General features: G+C 42.7%; 17 protein-coding genes and 4 tRNA genes. 4 read left to right on the top strand and 17 right to left on the bottom strand.

Annotated features, from left to right (window positions below; genetic code table 11):
* Positions 1–172: 172 nt before the first annotated feature.
* Both yqeH and PCY07_RS08250 read right to left on the bottom strand, forming a co-directional pair.
* Positions 173–1279, bottom strand: a complete 1107-nt coding sequence (yqeH, locus tag PCY07_RS08255; RefSeq protein WP_301356243.1) for a ribosome biogenesis GTPase YqeH — start codon at positions 1277–1279, stop codon at positions 173–175.
* Positions 1280–1281: 2 nt separating this feature from the next.
* Entirely contained in the window at positions 1282–1809 is a 528-nt protein-coding gene (locus tag PCY07_RS08250) for a YqeG family HAD IIIA-type phosphatase (RefSeq protein ID WP_118095844.1), read from the bottom strand.
* A 182-nt stretch (positions 1810–1991) separates the two neighbouring features.
* Between PCY07_RS08250 and PCY07_RS08245 the strand changes: the two genes are divergently transcribed.
* The gene (locus PCY07_RS08245) at positions 1992–2606 is read left to right on the top strand and encodes a TVP38/TMEM64 family protein (RefSeq protein WP_023917388.1); all 615 of its coding nucleotides are present in this window, start codon (positions 1992–1994) and stop codon (positions 2604–2606) included.
* Positions 2607–2789: 183 nt separating this feature from the next.
* Here the strand turns inward: PCY07_RS08245 and PCY07_RS08240 are convergent, their stop codons facing one another.
* The 11 genes from PCY07_RS08240 to rlmD form a co-directional block, all read right to left on the bottom strand.
* Positions 2790–3473: a DUF3883 domain-containing protein gene (locus PCY07_RS08240; RefSeq protein ID WP_301356246.1), complete on the bottom strand. Its 684-nt coding sequence runs from the start codon at positions 3471–3473 to the stop codon at positions 2790–2792.
* A gap of 70 nt (positions 3474–3543) precedes the next feature.
* Complete coding sequence (locus PCY07_RS08235; RefSeq protein WP_301356248.1) at positions 3544–6195, bottom strand: valine--tRNA ligase; 2652 nt, start codon at positions 6193–6195, stop codon at positions 3544–3546.
* Positions 6196–6222: 27 nt separating this feature from the next.
* Complete coding sequence (locus PCY07_RS08230) at positions 6223–6792, bottom strand: GNAT family protein (RefSeq protein ID WP_301356250.1); 570 nt, start codon at positions 6790–6792, stop codon at positions 6223–6225.
* A gap of 28 nt (positions 6793–6820) precedes the next feature.
* Positions 6821–7390 carry a GNAT family protein gene (locus PCY07_RS08225; RefSeq protein WP_301356252.1) on the bottom strand — a complete coding sequence of 190 codons (570 nt, stop codon included), beginning with the start codon at positions 7388–7390 and terminating at the stop codon, positions 6821–6823.
* On the bottom strand, positions 7377–7955 hold the full coding sequence (locus PCY07_RS08220) for a flavin reductase family protein (protein WP_301356254.1): 579 nt from the start codon (positions 7953–7955) through the stop codon (positions 7377–7379). The genes PCY07_RS08225 and PCY07_RS08220 overlap by 14 nt, the downstream gene beginning before the upstream one ends.
* 288 nt (positions 7956–8243) lie before the next feature.
* Positions 8244–8591: a helix-hairpin-helix domain-containing protein gene (locus tag PCY07_RS08215; protein ID WP_301356256.1), complete on the bottom strand. Its 348-nt coding sequence runs from the start codon at positions 8589–8591 to the stop codon at positions 8244–8246.
* Positions 8592–8771: 180 nt separating this feature from the next.
* A complete protein-coding gene (locus PCY07_RS08210) occupies positions 8772–9026 on the bottom strand; it encodes a DUF1912 family protein (protein ID WP_013903179.1) in 255 nt (84 codons plus the stop codon).
* 2 nt (positions 9027–9028) lie between these two features.
* A complete protein-coding gene (locus PCY07_RS08205) occupies positions 9029–10375 on the bottom strand; it encodes a DUF438 domain-containing protein (RefSeq protein ID WP_301356258.1) in 1347 nt (448 codons plus the stop codon).
* Positions 10372–10608, bottom strand: a complete 237-nt coding sequence (locus tag PCY07_RS08200) for a DUF1858 domain-containing protein (RefSeq protein WP_003014300.1) — start codon at positions 10606–10608, stop codon at positions 10372–10374. Before PCY07_RS08200 ends, PCY07_RS08205 begins: the two co-directional genes overlap by 4 nt.
* Before the next feature lie 13 nt (positions 10609–10621).
* On the bottom strand, positions 10622–11065 hold the full coding sequence (locus PCY07_RS08195; RefSeq protein ID WP_301356260.1) for a cytidine deaminase: 444 nt from the start codon (positions 11063–11065) through the stop codon (positions 10622–10624).
* A gap of 10 nt (positions 11066–11075) precedes the next feature.
* A complete protein-coding gene (rlmD, locus tag PCY07_RS08190; RefSeq protein WP_049485510.1) occupies positions 11076–12428 on the bottom strand; it encodes a 23S rRNA (uracil(1939)-C(5))-methyltransferase RlmD in 1353 nt (450 codons plus the stop codon).
* A gap of 55 nt (positions 12429–12483) precedes the next feature.
* Between rlmD and PCY07_RS08185 the strand changes: the two genes are divergently transcribed.
* From PCY07_RS08185 to PCY07_RS08175, 3 genes are all read left to right on the top strand, one after another.
* Entirely contained in the window at positions 12484–13260 is a 777-nt protein-coding gene (locus tag PCY07_RS08185) for an aminoglycoside 3'-phosphotransferase (protein WP_049485509.1), read from the top strand.
* A gap of 10 nt (positions 13261–13270) precedes the next feature.
* Positions 13271–14053 carry a recombination regulator RecX gene (gene recX, locus PCY07_RS08180; RefSeq protein ID WP_049485508.1) on the top strand — a complete coding sequence of 261 codons (783 nt, stop codon included), beginning with the start codon at positions 13271–13273 and terminating at the stop codon, positions 14051–14053.
* 109 nt (positions 14054–14162) lie between these two features.
* A complete protein-coding gene (locus PCY07_RS08175) occupies positions 14163–14696 on the top strand; it encodes a DUF402 domain-containing protein (protein ID WP_003005798.1) in 534 nt (177 codons plus the stop codon).
* 98 nt (positions 14697–14794) lie between these two features.
* On the opposite strand, the gene PCY07_RS08170 is transcribed toward PCY07_RS08175, so the two are convergent.
* From PCY07_RS08170 to PCY07_RS08155, 4 genes are all read right to left on the bottom strand, one after another.
* Positions 14795–14868: transfer RNA gene (locus PCY07_RS08170), tRNA-Pro, on the bottom strand.
* A 19-nt stretch (positions 14869–14887) separates the two neighbouring features.
* Positions 14888–14961: transfer RNA gene (locus PCY07_RS08165), tRNA-Arg, on the bottom strand.
* A 36-nt stretch (positions 14962–14997) separates the two neighbouring features.
* A tRNA-Arg gene (locus PCY07_RS08160) sits at positions 14998–15071 on the bottom strand.
* A 19-nt stretch (positions 15072–15090) separates the two neighbouring features.
* Positions 15091–15176, bottom strand: a tRNA-Leu gene (locus tag PCY07_RS08155).
* Positions 15177–15213: the final 37 nt, after the last annotated feature.

The raw sequence follows: 15213 nt of genomic DNA, 5'->3' as shown, positions 1-15213 counted from the left end.
TCGTCAGCGACCTCCTAGCGGAGTTCCATGACTTAAATTTGAGCCTAAAGTCTCAAATTTTCCGCGCCTAAGTAGTAAAATATCTACTTAGGCTTTCACCACAGCGAAAAGTATCCTTTCTAGGCTCGTTGCACTCGCCCAGTCTATAAAGAAACTATTTCCTTTCAAATTTTTAAATGATAGCTTTGCGGGTAACGACGGCGACGCCTTCTGGTGCCCAGACGGCTACTTTGGCTTCTCCATTGACGCGGATCCAACCGAGTCCTGAGATGACCAGGTCTGTCTTATCCTTGATGGTAAACTCATGAGAAACCAAGGGTGGGAATTCTTCTTTTTCCTTGCTATTAGGTGGAGTTAATAAGCCACCGACATGCTTGTCATAAAAGGCAGTCGCTCCTTCGAGTTTGGTTCGGTGAAGCTTGAGTTCGTTGTCAAAGAAGGCGGTGAAACCTTGCTTTTCTCCCTTAATAAAGTCAAAACGTCCCAAGCCACCCAAGAAGAGGGTTTGCTCTGGATTGAGCTGATAGGTCTTGGGCTTGATTTCCTTTTTAGGGCTGACATACTTGAGGTTTTTCGCCGTCAAGTAGTGAGCCATCTGGTGGCGATGGATAATCCCTGGTGTATCGTAGATGTAGGATCCATCGTCCAATGGAATTTCGATCTTGTCCAGTGTCGTTCCGGGGAAGCGAGAAGTCGTGATGATATCCTTATCCCCAGTGATTTCTTGGATGATTGCATTGATGAGGGTCGATTTCCCAACGTTGGTCACACCCACCACATAGACGTCACGGCCCTTACGGTACTGTTCAATCTTTTCCATCAAGTCCTTGATAGCACTCTTGTTTTGGGCAGAGGTGAGGACCACATCGACAGGACGCATGCCTTCTTCGTGGGCCCGCTCCATCAACCAATGGGTCACCTTGCTGTCCTTGACAGACTTGGGCACGATATCTTTTTTGTTTCCGACCAAGAGGACATCATTTCCTGCTACAAAACGCGGTAGGCCAGGAATGACGGAGCCATTAAAGTCAAAAATATCCACTACATTGACCACGAGAGCATCACTATCTCCTACTTCGTGAAGGAGTTTTAGGAAATCATCATCTGTCAGATGCACATCTGTGATTTCATTGTAGTGACGCAGACGGAAACAGCGTTGGCAATAAACCTCGCCTGTTTCCAAGCCCTTTTCAAGAGCTGATTGGGGAGTATAGCCTAGACCCTCTTTATTTTCTGTCTGAATGGGGGCTCCACAGCCAATACAGAATAATTCTTCCATTCTTAAATTCCTTTTTTGTATACAATCGGACCATATTTCTCGGCCATTTGCTTCATAACACGGCGTTCACGCGCCCGGTTGATCTGCGTCTTGATCGAGTCATGCTCGACCAAAGGCTTGACCAAAATCGAACGAATGCCTGCACGATGGGCAGCTCGGATATCCGTCATCAGTTGATCCCCGACCATGACCACTTCATTTTTCTCATAGTGGAAACGTTTGAGGGCACGATCAATCCCAAAGGTAAAGGGCTTGAGCGACCAGGCTTCATAGTCAATATCAAATTTCTCAACAGCGCGCTTAACCCGTTTGGGACTATTATTAGACACCACGATAACCCGAATCCCTCCATCACGAAGGTCATGCAACCACTGGCGCATCTCAGGAGTTCCATCCGGATTATTCCAAGCAATCAAGGTATTATCCAAATCCACAAGGACTGCCTTAATACCCTGTTTTTTCAAGTCTGTAACGGTGAGATCATAGGCTGCTTCCACCGCAAAATCTGGTTTGTAATTTTCGATTGACACGTTTTTCTCCATTTTTTATACTCCTTTCATTGTAGCATAAAAAGACCCATTTTGCACTCGCTTCACGACTAAAACAGCGACAGACTCCAATCAGGTCGCTTTCACTACTCAAAAAATAGACAAAATCCTTACAAACTTCCAAAAACATGGTATAGTAGAAGAAAAAGAACTCGGAATTTTTTATGAAACAAACAAGCTTAAAAGAGGTCTCTCCTCTTCTCCAGCGCATCATTAATTGGTCGTCCATCATTGGAGCTCTTGGGACCTTGGCCTTTTGTATCTGGGCCTACTTTTCTGGCATCCTTCAATCCAAAGAAACCTTGTCGGCATTTATTTTGCAAGCCGGAATCTTCGGGCCTCCCCTTTTTATCTTTCTTCAGATCCTTCAAACAGTGGTCCCTATTATTCCTGGAGCCCTGACATCTGTCGCTGGTGTCTTTATCTATGGACACATCATTGGGACCATCTACAACTACATCGGAATTGTCATTGGCTGTGCCATTATCTTCCACCTAGCCAGAATGTACGGACCTAAGTTCGTCCAATCCATGGTCAGTCAGAAGACCTACGACAAGTACATTGGCTGGCTCAATGAAGGTAAGCGGTTCGATCGCTTCTTTATCTTCATGATGATCTGGCCAGTTAGTCCCGCCGACTTCATCTGTATGCTGGCAGGCCTGACGAAGATGACCTTCAAACGCTACATGACCATCATCATCCTCTGCAAACCCATCACCCTCGTCATCTACACCTACGGCCTGACCTATATCATCGATTATTTCTGGAAAATGGTCTAAAGCATAACACCACCTCCTAATTAACTAGGAGGTGGTGCTTTTGGTCAAAAAGAGAAGTATTCCCAAATTTCTGGTTATGCATCTCCCTATATATTTAAGAGTATGAAAAGATTTTTATACGCCATTTAGTCTAAAATAAGCTTTTGCCAGTCGATGTGATAGTAATAAACACCGCACTATTTATTAATATAAATCTTCCAAGCTTCTATATTCCACGACTTCATTTTTAATAACATTTTTTTCAAATTCAAAATGGTTAAGTGGGTTATCAATCAATACCAATTTTGGAATATCTTCGAGATTGGTGACTAGAGATAGAATAAAATTCGATTGATATTCCTTAGCTTTCTCAAATTCTTTTGAGGTCAACCGAATACGTCCTTCACCATAAAGACGGGCATCAGTCAATTGGCCATCTTTAAATTTTTCTTCCTTATCAAAATGGTAAATGAAATAGTTCTCTGCTTCCATTCCAGTTTCTTGTAGGCGTTTGAATTTCGTCCGAACAATTGGTTTTTCAATGATGGTTTTGCCTGTTTTCTTCCCTTCACTTGCAAGCAACATTTTGACTATTTCTGCGAAACTGTGAACATCCTCACTCCCAAACATCATGTCAATTAAATCTTTTCTAAAACGGTAGACTTCAGCTTTTTGCCACCAACCTTTTCGATTGTTATCAAAATAGGGGTCGAATAAATCCATTCTATTTTTGACGACACCAGTTGTTTCTGCAACGCCTAAAGAAACTATGTAACGATAAAACTCGGATTTACTAGAGCATTGAAATTCCTTTATAAAAGTATCATCAAACTTAGCAAGACCATAGCCAATCAAATTTAACAATTCATAGTGAGGGTGTTTAGACATAACTTTCTCCATCAATAGATATTGATTTCATTATACCAAAAAAACACGGCATTCCGCCGTGTTTCTGTGTTTATTTAACGAGTTTCTTCATCTCATCAATACGTGCAACAGTCGCATCGTACTTCGCTTGGTAGTCGGCTTGTTTGTCGCGTTCTTTTTGGACGACTTCTGGTTTGGCATTGGCTACGAAGCGTTCGTTAGAAAGCTTCTTACCAACCATGTCCAGTTCTTTTTGCCATTTAGCTAATTCTTTTTCAAGACGGGCCAATTCTTCTTCGACATTGAGAAGGTCAGCAAGTGGCAAGTAGATTTCTGCGCCTGTGATGATGCTTGACATAACCAAGTCAGGTACCTCTACATCTGCTGCAATTTCCAGGTGTTCTGGGTTTGTGAAGCGTTTGATGTAGTTAACGTTGTCATTGAAGAAGGCATCAAGCTTGCTGTCGCTTGTCTTAATCAAGATAGTGATTGGTTTGCTTGGCGCTACGTTCACTTCTGCACGTGAGTTACGAACAGAGCGAATCACATCTTTAAGAGCTTCAACGCCGGCTGCTGCTTCTTCGTTTTCAAACTCTGGACGAACCACTGGGTATTCCGCAGTCACGATTGTTCCTTCAGAGATTTGGCCATAGATTTCTTCAGTTACGAATGGCATGATTGGGTGGAGGAGACGTAAGATTTGATCCAAGGTGTAAAGAAGAACTGAACGAGTGATGACTTTTTCGTCCTCATTGTCGCTATAAAGCACTTCCTTAGTCAACTCAACATACCAGTCCGCAAACTCATCCCAGATGAAGTTGTAGAGGATGTGACCAGCGACACCAAACTCAAACTTATCAAAGTTTTCAGTGACCTTACCGATCGTTTCATTGAGGTTGTGGAGAATCCAGCGGTCTGTCACGTTACCTGCTTGACCAGCAGCCACTTTAGCTACATTTTCACGTGCCGCATCCAGGGTCAATCCTTCATTGTTCATGAGGATGTAGCGAGAGATGTTCCAGATCTTGTTAATGAAGTTCCATGAAGCATCCATTTTCTCGTAAGAGAAGCGCACATCTTGACCAGGTGCAGAACCGTTTGAAAGGAACCAACGAAGGGCATCGGCACCGTATTTCTCGATAACATCCATTGGGTCAATCCCGTTACCAAGAGATTTAGACATCTTGCGTCCTTGCTCGTCACGAATGAGACCGTGGATAAGGACGTTTTGGAATGGCTGACGGCCAGTGAATTCCAATGATTGGAAAATCATACGAGACACCCAGAAGAAGATGATGTCGTAACCTGTTACCAAGGTTGACGTTGGGAAATAACGTTTGAAGTCTTCTGAGTCGACATCCGGCCAGCCCATAGTTGAGAATGGCCAAAGGGCAGAACTAAACCAAGTATCCAAGACATCTTCGTCTTGTTTCCATCCGTCACCTTCTGGTGCTTCTTCACCAACATACATTTCACCTTCAGCATTGTACCAAGCAGGGATTTGGTGACCCCACCAGAGCTGACGAGAAATTACCCAGTCATGGACATTTTCCATCCACTGAAGGAAGGTGTCGTTGAAACGAGGTGGGTAGAATTCTACCTTATCATCTGTGTCTTGGTTTGCGATAGCATTTTTCGCCAATTGATCCATCTTAACGAACCATTGTGTAGACAAGCGTGGCTCAACCATAACCCCTGTACGCTCTGAGTGACCAACTGAGTGGGTCATCTTCTCAATCTTAACAAGGGCACCAATTTCTTCTAACTTCTTGATAACAGCCTTACGAGCTTCAAAGCGGTCCATGCCGTTGAATTCGCCAGCCAATTCATTCATAGTACCATCATCGTTCATAACGTTGACTTGTGGCAAGTTATGACGTTGTCCAACCAAGAAGTCATTAGGGTCATGGGCAGGAGTGATTTTAACCACACCAGTACCAAATTCAGGGTCTGCGTGTTCATCACCAACGATTGGGATTGGCTTGTTCAAGATTGGCAAGATAACATTTTTACCAATCAAGTCTTTATAACGGTCATCATTTGGGTTAACCGCTACGGCAGTATCCCCAAACATAGTCTCAGGACGTGTCGTTGCTACTTCAAGGGCACGTGAACCGTCTTCCAACATGTAGTTCATGTGGTAGAAGGCACCTTCGACATCCTTGTGAATAACCTCGATATCAGAAAGGGCTGTACGAGCTTTTGGATCCCAGTTGATGATAAATTCACCACGGTAGATCCAGCCCTTCTTGTAAAGTTCTACAAAGACCTTACGAACCGCTTTTGACAGACCTTCGTCAAGGGTGAAACGCTCACGAGAATAGTCTACAGAGAGCCCCATCTTGCCCCATTGTTCCTTGATAGTCGTCGCATATTCGTCTTTCCATTCCCAGACTTTCTCAAGGAATTTTTCACGACCAAGGTCATAACGAGAGATGCCATCTTCAGCCAAACGCGCTTCTACTTTAGCTTGAGTAGCAATCCCAGCATGGTCCATACCAGGAAGCCAAAGCGTGTCGAAACCTTGCATTCGTTTTTGACGGATAATGATATCTTGCAAAGTTGTATCCCAAGCGTGACCAAGGTGAAGTTTCCCAGTTACGTTTGGTGGTGGAATGACGATTGAATAAGGCTTAGCCTTTTTATCGCCAGAAGGCTTAAAAACATCCTCATCAAGCCATTTTTGGTAACGACCAGCCTCAACCTCGGCTGGATTGTATTTAGGTGAAAGTTCTTTAGACATGTGTGTGTCCTTTCTAGTTATTTCTTTTTAATGTTTATTTCGAGCTTCCCACTCACTCTTCAGTAAGCCGTATCTCAAATCATCACAGCGGTTGCCTTGGGCATCTTTGCGGTCTCGGATACGAGCTTCAAGGATGAAGCCAAGTTTCTCAGCGACTCGTTGACTTTGAAGGTTGTAACCAAAGCAAGACAGCTCAATCTTATGAAGCCCCAGTTCTTTAAAAGCCAGGTTAATCAAGGCACACGCCGCTTCGGGTACATAACCTCGACCCCAATAGTCTGGATGCAAGGTATAGCCAATTTCCAGCACATCATCTTCGTGGCGATGATTGAAACCGATAGAACCAATGACCATATCGGTCCCCTTGACAACAATTCCATAGCCCTCTGGAAGATTGTTTTTTTTACTTCGCTCAGGAAGGATATGTTCTAGATAATAGATCTCATCTTCCAAGGTCTTAACGGGCAGAAGTCCTGCTGGATAGGAAACTTCTGGACGACTGACAAAGTCAAAAATTGCTTCTGCATCAGCCACCGTTCGGACTCGCAAGACAAGTCGCTCAGTTTCGATTCGTTTAGGTGAAAGTTCTTTAGACATGTGATTGTCTCTTCTAGTTTTTCTATTTTTAATGTTGATCTTGAGCTTCCCACTCACTCTTCAGCAAGCCGTATCTCAAATCATCACAACGATTGCCTTGGGCATCTTTACGGTCACGGATACGAGCTTCAAGGGTGAAGCCAAGTTTCTCAGCGACTCGTTGACTTTGAAGGTTATAACCAAAGCAAGACAATTCTATCTTGTGTAGGTTCAATTCTTTAAAAGCTAAATCAATCAAGGCACGTGCTGCTTCGGGCACATAGCCCCGGCCCCAATAGTCTGGGTGTAAGGTATAGCCAATCTCCAGCACATCGTCTTCGTGGCGATGGTTGAAGTCAACAGAGCCAATGATTCTATCGGTTCCTTTGACCACAATGCCGTAACCAGCTGGAAGATTTTCTTTTTGATTGCGATCGGGAAGGATATGCTCTAGATAATAGATCTCGTCTTCCAAGGTCTTGACGGGTGGAAAGCCTGCTGGGTAAGAGACTTCTGGAAGACTGGCGTAGGCATGGATGTCCTCAGCATCCGCCACTGTTCGGACTCGTAAGACCAGACGCTCCGTTTCGATTTTATCTGGCAACTCAGCTCTTGTCATTCTTCTTCCTCGCTTTCTTCATAAAGCTTCCCATGGGGTCGACTCGGTCGTCTAGATAACGATAAACGCGCTGATGGCCGTCCCCCATAAAGTAAGTCGGTGCAAAACGGTCATTTTTAAAATGCCCCTTATCATCTAAGAGCTCTGGATCAGCCAGTCGCTCGAGAATCTTGGCAAAAATATGACAGATGCCATCTTCCTCGATAATCCGATCTACCTGGCAATCCAATACGACTGGACAGGCCTCCAAAATCGGAGCCTGGGTCCGTTCAGAAATCTCATAGTCCAGCCCTAAGTGATCCAACTTCTCCCGATGGCTGATAAAGCCAGCCTGCTCCATCTCCAGCATAAAGTTTTCATCAGGGATGTTGACAGTGAACTGTTGATAATGCTTAATCTGGTCTGCCGCATTTTCCTCAGCACCAACACCGATGACCAGCCAATCTCCCAGACTATAAGAGGAACTGCAGGTTGTGATATTGTGCTCAAAGTTCTGGTCCTGATACCCCAAGATGAAGATAGGAAAAACATAGTAGAGTTTACTGGTGTTAAAAGATTGTTTCATGACAACCTCCTTTGGCTAGGGGTGTAAAAGAAAAATCGTCCCTGTCATTAATCTGACAGGGACGAATGTGTTGATCCGCGGTACCACCCAATTTCGGGCAGAGCCCGCATCTCTCGTCTTTAAAACAAAAAGACATTATTATTTCATTTTTATCCATTAGCAACCAGTTTTGACACATTTGTGGACTTCTCAGCACCGCCACTTTCTGTAAAATGTGGGATTCAAAACACCTCTAATAGGTTCATTTTAGCAAGTTTTCCTTGAAATAGCAAGAAATCACAAAAGCGATTATTTAAATTTAACGCCTAGTTCTTGCAATTTCTTGATCGTAGCTGGGCCGATTCCTTTAAGGGCCAACAACTCTTTTTCTGTCCAGTTTGCGAAGTCCGCAACAGAGCGAATACCTTCATCATAGAATGTTTGCGCACGATCAAGTGCCACACCTTCCAAACTTGCAGCAAATTCTTCCACTGAAGAAGCCGCTTGTTTCACTTCTTTCGCCACTGCTTTTGTAGCTTTCTCAACCTTTTTAGGTGCTTCTTTCACAGCTGCAGTTACAGTTGCGACAGCTCTTTTCAAAAGATGTCTATTTTGATGTTTGTATTGTTTCGCACGGTTTACGTTCTTCTTTGCCATTTTTCCTCCTAAATTCAGTGATCAATTCCTAAGGCAACAAGGTTTCATCACCATTATTCCATTCAATAATCCGTTGATGTCATTTCAACTTTTTTATTGTAACACAATCCCCTAAAAAATCAAGTCATTGCTCGATTTTCAGGTAAATCTAGCTAGTAAAACGCCTTCAATAATCACCTTCTAGTATTTTCTTTCACCAAAGAGGCCATCTGGTAAATCATGAAATCCTTTTCCAGCATGGAAATTTTCAAACTTCCCTTGCAAAAACTGATACGCATCCAAACGGCTTTCATAGCGAATCATAGCAATTTTAGCTCGCTCATCCTGATCTTCATCAAAAACCTTCTTACTTTCTTCGAGAGCCATTTCATTGATCATGACTTGAGTCTTGATCCACTCCTCAAACTCTTTCATAAACTCTGTTTCGTAACTCATCTTTACTCCATTCCTCTATAAAAATCCGTATCGATCTCCCGATAAGGTTGAATGTCCTGAACATATTCCAAGACTCCTTGAAACTCTCCAGCTTCATCACGCACGGCTGCATAGGTGACATGGACAAATTTCCCACGCGATTCTGATTTGAACCACATTTCATACTTGTCTTTTTTCCCTTCACGCAGCCCCTGCATGATGGCTTTGACCTTCTCCAAATATTTCGGTGGGTGACACAGCTCAACATTGCGTCCTACCTGCGATGGCGTCCTCTTAAAAATCATTTCTTCAAAAGGCGCAGCATCATTGTAATATTGGAAAATATCCTCCTTATTGACAAAGGTGATCTCCATTGGTAACTGGTTCAAGATTAAATTCGCTTGCTCCACCGATAAAAATCCATGGCCAAAAGCTTGTGGTTGCTTGCGATCGAAGCTCTCTTCTTTTTTCTTAGGTGTGAAGGTAATCGTCAACTGCCCCTCAGGAGTTTCAATGACCTGACGGTGCTCATCTCCTTTTGAAGAAGGAAGCGGTTCAGTTGAACCCTCTGACTCTTTCGACGCTTCCTCCTTGAAGTCAACGCGTTTCGGCACCCATTTCTCACTTGGGAGAATAATGGCATAACCATAGGCATCACTTTCTTCTGCAATGGAGAGCCAGTCATCCTGAGTAAAGGCCTCCAGCAAAATCATCAAGAGGATCGACTCTTCCTTGAAGATCATGGCCTCAAACTCTTGCGCAAAGGCTTCAAAGAGCTCTTTGACTTCTAAGATGCCAGAATCCGGCAGTTCCTTGGCAGTGTCCAAAACTTTCGCAAAGAGGTCCCGAATCTGGTCATCTACTCCCCACATCACTTTTGGTGGGGAATCATGCCCATATTTTTCCATAATCGGAAACATCAACTCTTCCTTGCGTCGGTAATGCCGGTCAAATTGACCCACCAAGCCCAGCTGACGTAACAAGCCCTTATGAATCTCCTGAATCATCTCAGGATCATCGGTTGTCTCATAATTGTCTAGCAAACGACGTACCCGCATCATAGCCGCACGAAGGGCTAGATTCTCCTGTTTAAAGATTTGAACAGGATGGCCCGGGTGGTCGGTATCTGCTACTTCGACCCCTTGAACCGCATTCTTAAAGAGATTGGCATGGACATCACAAAGCTCCATAACATCTTCAAAAGTAACACCTGCATCTGAATTCATCAGTTCATGCTCCATAAGAGAGATCTCAATCGCAGACACCCCTGCAAAAGTCGCATCAAACCGTTCCTGAACCGATTCAGGGGAAGCTCCATGATGAAGCTCTAATAAGATATCTCTTAAGACGTGAATTCGTTCATCCCTCATTGGTCTAGCCCCACTACTTCATAGCCATTAGCCTCTAGTGTTCGCACAATCTTCTCCATAGGAGTACCTTCTAATTTTGATCCTTGTTTCAAAGAAACCTTGCGCCCAACTGTATTGCGCATGATCGGATTGGCTAAGGGTTTAAAGCCCAACTCCACCAACAAATCCAATACTTCCGGATGTTGATCAATGACTTGAGCAACTGGAATCGATACATCAATAACATTGTCCATTTATTTATTTCCTCTACTCATTCCCTTTATTTTCTCTCTGACGAGCCCGGTCTTCTCCCCACCAAAGAGGCATCAATTCACCTAAAGTAATGGTCTTGCGGCTCTCATAATCCACCATAAATTCTAGATGACAATTCTCTGCATTTAGCTCAAGGAGAAATTCACGACAGGCTCCACAAGGCATCCCTGAGCTTTCTCCATAAGGAGGCTTGTCTCGAAAAGCAATAATGCGCTTGACCTTGGTCTGGCCTGATTTTTGATACATGTTGAAGAGTGCTGCTCGTTCGGCACATAAATGAAAGACGCCACAGGTTCCTTCCATACAAAAGCCCGTAAAAATCTGACCATCTGCAGCCTCAACAGCAGCAACCACATGTCGAGCATAGACAAAATCTGAAACCTCTTGAGGCGCATAAAGAGCTTTCGCCTCAAGATAAAGTTTTTCCCAAATATCCATTCTTCTTTTTTCACTTCTTCACTAATTTCACAACTGCTTCTGTCCTTGCAGTATGGGGGAACATGTCCACTGATTGAATGTATTCAACCTGATAAACCTTTGTCAAAGCCACTAAATCCCGTGCCAAAGTAGAGACATTACAAGAGACATAGACCATCTTTTCAGGTGCATAGTGCAACAAGGTCTCGATTAATTTTGTACCCAAGCCCGTACGAGGTGGATCCACGATCACAGCATTAGCCCGATAGCCTTCTTGGTACCAGCGAGGAATGATCTCTTCTGCTGTACCAGCCTCATAGTGGGTATTCTCAAATCCCATCCGTTTAGCATTGTATTTGGCATCTTCAATTGCTTCAGGAATAATATCCATCCCCCGAACACTTTTCACTCTATTAGCAAAGGCAAACCCAATCGTTCCAACCCCACAGTAGGCATCAATAAGATGATCCTCTGGCGATACATCTAAAGCCTTAACCGCCTCACTATATAATACTTCGGTTTGTTCCGGATTCAACTGGTAAAAGGCTCGAGGAGAAAGGGAGAATTCATAATCCAAAACACCTTCCAAAATAGCCTCTTCTCCCCAAATAATCTGCGTTTGTTCCCCGTAGATCTCACTGGAGCGAGACGTATTTTTATTAACGGCAACTGTGACAATCTCAGGATGTTTCGTGACCAAGTCTTCCACCAAATTCTTTACGTTAATCTGACGACTAGTGACCACAATGATCTGAACTTGACCAGACTTCCGCGCCCGTCGAACCATCATGGTTTTGACCCCCAGTTCTTTACGCTCATCAGCAATCGGAATCTGATAATAGGTCAATAAATCCGCTAGATCGTTAGCGATAGCTTGAATAACCGGATCTTGAACCAAACAATCTTTTAATTCCACCAAATAATGTGAATTTTGAGCATAAAGCCCCGCCTTCACCTGGCCCTTGAATTTCCTTGTTTGAAATTGCAATTTTGCCCGATAGTAAAGAGGCTCCTGCATTCCAATTGTCGGCCGAATATCATACTGTTCAAATCCTTCAGGTGAGAACTTCTTCAAGGCCTGTTGCAATAAATCTGTCTTAAACTCCAGCTGCTTGTCATACTTCAAATGCATGATTTGACAGCCACCACAGGTCTCATAGATATCACACATGGGCGTCACACGAAACTTAGAGGCCTTATTCACAGATAGGAGTTTGGCTTCCGCAAAATTTTTCTTGACACTTGTAATTTGGCAGAAGATATCTTCTCCCTTCAAAGCACCAGGCACAAAGACAAGTGTTTTTTTATAAAAGCCAATTCCTTCTCCGTTAATCCCCATACGCTTGATTTTTAATGGAATTTTTTGTTTAACTTTAAGACTCATAAGTCTATTATACCACGTAGTTTCTCAATGTTTAAGAATATGTTACAATAAAACCATGAATACAAAGATATCTCATTTTTCCCCATTGGATTTTCCTGAGCAATTACGAACTTATATAGAGGGAACAACTCTTTCTGACAGCTCTTCTCATTCAGGCGCAACGGTTCTCTATCTTGATTCAGGTTACTATTTGAAAATAGATCAAAAGGGAAGATTAGAGCGAGAAGCTAGAATTGCAAGTTTGTTTGAACAAGAGGGAATAGGAACTCCAGTCATCCACTATCTATCTACAGATAAAGACTACCTCCTGACTAAAGAGGCTATTGGTCATGATACTCTCGCTTTTTTAGACCAGCCAGAAAAAATCTGCCGAACCATGGCCGAAGCTCTTAAAAAACTTCACAGCTTTTATCCGCAAAATTTTCCATCAGAAAATCATTTACAGGCCTATAAAGACAGAGCCTTAAAAAACTATGAAAAAGGTGAGTTCTATGCCAAGGCTCTCCTACCCCAATTCCGGATTAGCAGTCGTGAAGAGGCCTTCCAGCTCATTCGAGAACAAGGGCACCTTTTAAAGACAGATGCCTTTATTCACGGGGATGCCTGTCTACCGAACCTTATTCTAAAAGATGCTGACCACTTCTCTTGCTTTATTGACCTTGGCTTAGCTGATTTCAGTGACCGACATATCGATCTCTTTTGGGCAGTTTGGTCCCTCAACTATAACCTACATGACCCGAAATACGCTGAACTATTTCTTGACTATTATGGGAGAGAACAGGTCGATATAAATAAACTTCGACTCGTTGCTGCCTTTGAAGCGTTTGGATAAAAGGAAAACCATGAAAATCACAAAACTAGAAAAGAAAAAACGTCTCTACCTGCTAGAACTTGATAGCGACCAAACCTGCTATATTACAGAGGATACCATTGTTCACTTTATGTTGACCAAGGATAAGGAAATTAGTCCTCAAGAGTTTACAGAAATTCAAACCTTTGCACAATTTTCCTACGGAAAAAACTTGGCGCTCTACCACTTATCCTTCAAGGCCCGTACTGAAAAAGAAGTCAGAGACTATTTAGTTAAACATGAGATTGATGAGAAAATCATACCACAAGTCATCCAAGCCCTAAAAGAAGACAAGTGGTTAGATGATCGTCAATATGCAAGAAACTTGATAGAGGCCAACCTTCTCAGTGGCGATAAGGGCCCTCTCTTATTACAACAAAAAATTCAACAAAAAGGGATCCCAAAATCTATCCTTCAAGAAATACTTACAGACTATGATTTTTCAGAAGTGATCGACCGTACCGCAATAAAACTCCTAAAAAAATACCAAGGTAAATATCCGTTAAAAGCCATTGAAACGAAAATCATCCAAGCACTCATTTCAAAAGGCTTTGCTTACAACCATGCAAAGATAGCATTCCAAAATCTTGAACTAGAAGCAGATGAAAAAACAACCAATGAGCTCGTTCTAAAAGAGTTAGAAAAACAATACCGTAAATACAGTAAAAAATATGAAGGCTATGACCTCAAACAACGCTTGACTCAAGCACTGGCCAGAAAAGGCTACGACTATTCTGATATAAAATCAGCCATCAGGGACTTCTTAGATGAATAATTCTATCTTAAACAATCAATTTGGAAATATAATAGAAAAATAAGAAAAAATTTGAAAAAATATGATACAATATAGAGGATATACTTAGATTGTAGAAAGTTGGTAAGTTATGAAACTACCTAAAGAAGGCGACTTTATTACAATTCAAAGTTATAAACATGATGGCAGTTTACACCGAACATGGCGTGACACCATGGTATTAAAGATAACCGAAAATGCAATTATTGGAGTAAATGATCATACACTTGTTACTGAAAGTGATGGTAGACGTTGGATTACACGTGAACCAGCGATCGTATATTTCCATAAAAAATATTGGTTTAACATCATCGCCATGATCCGTGACAATGGTGTGTCTTACTACTGTAACCTAGCAAGTCCATTTCACATTGACCAAGAAGCCTTAAAATATATCGACTATGATCTCGATGTCAAGGTCTTTACCAATGGTGAAAAAAAATTGTTAGATGTGGAAGAATACGAGCAGCATAAAGAAAAAATGCACTATTCAGATGACATCGATTTTATTTTAAAGGAAAATGTTAAGGTTCTAGTAGATTGGATAAACCAAAACAAAGGTCCCTTTTCTGAGGAATATATCAAAATTTGGTATAACCGTTATGTTGAACTGCGAAATAAATAAAGTTGGAAAGAGCGAAAGCTCTTTTTTCTTGTAATCCAATAAGATAATCACCTACAAAAAAAGCCTAATGACAATCATTAGACTTTTTCAATACACTATCGGGAAGACAGGATTCGAACCTGCGACACCTTGGTCCCAAACCAAGTACTCTACCAAGCTGAGCTACTTCCCGATCTAAAGCTACCGCTTTATGCACCCTAGAGGAGTCGAACCTCTAACCGCCTGATTCGTAGTCAGGTACTCTATCCAGTTGAGCTAAGGGTGCTCTTTCTTATTCTATTCTTACATAGTCTCACGACCATGCACCCTAGAGGAGTCGAACCTCTAACCGCCTGATTCGTAGTCAGGTACTCTATCCAGTTGAGCTAAGGGTGCTTCTTTCAACCTAAATCTATGCCGAGGACCGGAATCGAACCGGTACGATCGTTACCAATCGCAGGATTTTAAGTCCTGTGCGTCTGCCAGTTCCGCCACCCCGGCCTCCTCAAGCGAACGACGGGATTCGAACCCGCGACCC

This window comes from Streptococcus sp. SP1 (genome assembly GCF_030440005.1).
Classification (GTDB): Bacteria; Bacillota; Bacilli; order Lactobacillales; family Streptococcaceae; genus Streptococcus; species Streptococcus parasanguinis.
Note: the sequence above shows the minus strand (reverse complement) of the source record. Positions and strands in the feature narration are given on the sequence as shown.

Coding starts and splice junctions, on each gene's coding strand:
- PCY07_RS08230 (WP_301356250.1), bottom strand. CDS start 6,792: ATGTCTAAAGAACTTTCACCTAAACGAATCGAAACTGAGCGACTTGTC.
- PCY07_RS08185 (WP_049485509.1), top strand. CDS start 12,484: ATGAATACAAAGATATCTCATTTTTCCCCATTGGATTTTCCTGAGCAA.
- PCY07_RS08175 (WP_003005798.1), top strand. CDS start 14,163: ATGAAACTACCTAAAGAAGGCGACTTTATTACAATTCAAAGTTATAAA.
- PCY07_RS08245 (WP_023917388.1), top strand. CDS start 1,992: ATGAAACAAACAAGCTTAAAAGAGGTCTCTCCTCTTCTCCAGCGCATC.
- recX (WP_049485508.1), top strand. CDS start 13,271: ATGAAAATCACAAAACTAGAAAAGAAAAAACGTCTCTACCTGCTAGAA.
- PCY07_RS08195 (WP_301356260.1), bottom strand. CDS start 11,065: ATGGATATTTGGGAAAAACTTTATCTTGAGGCGAAAGCTCTTTATGCG.
- yqeH (WP_301356243.1), bottom strand. CDS start 1,279: ATGGAAGAATTATTCTGTATTGGCTGTGGAGCCCCCATTCAGACAGAA.
- PCY07_RS08205 (WP_301356258.1), bottom strand. CDS start 10,375: ATGAGGGATGAACGAATTCACGTCTTAAGAGATATCTTATTAGAGCTT.
- PCY07_RS08220 (WP_301356254.1), bottom strand. CDS start 7,955: ATGAAACAATCTTTTAACACCAGTAAACTCTACTATGTTTTTCCTATC.
- PCY07_RS08210 (WP_013903179.1), bottom strand. CDS start 9,026: ATGAGTTACGAAACAGAGTTTATGAAAGAGTTTGAGGAGTGGATCAAG.
- PCY07_RS08225 (WP_301356252.1), bottom strand. CDS start 7,390: ATGACAAGAGCTGAGTTGCCAGATAAAATCGAAACGGAGCGTCTGGTC.
- rlmD (WP_049485510.1), bottom strand. CDS start 12,428: ATGAGTCTTAAAGTTAAACAAAAAATTCCATTAAAAATCAAGCGTATG.
- PCY07_RS08215 (WP_301356256.1), bottom strand. CDS start 8,591: ATGGCAAAGAAGAACGTAAACCGTGCGAAACAATACAAACATCAAAAT.
- PCY07_RS08200 (WP_003014300.1), bottom strand. CDS start 10,608: ATGGACAATGTTATTGATGTATCGATTCCAGTTGCTCAAGTCATTGAT.
- PCY07_RS08240 (WP_301356246.1), bottom strand. CDS start 3,473: ATGTCTAAACACCCTCACTATGAATTGTTAAATTTGATTGGCTATGGT.
- PCY07_RS08235 (WP_301356248.1), bottom strand. CDS start 6,195: ATGTCTAAAGAACTTTCACCTAAATACAATCCAGCCGAGGTTGAGGCT.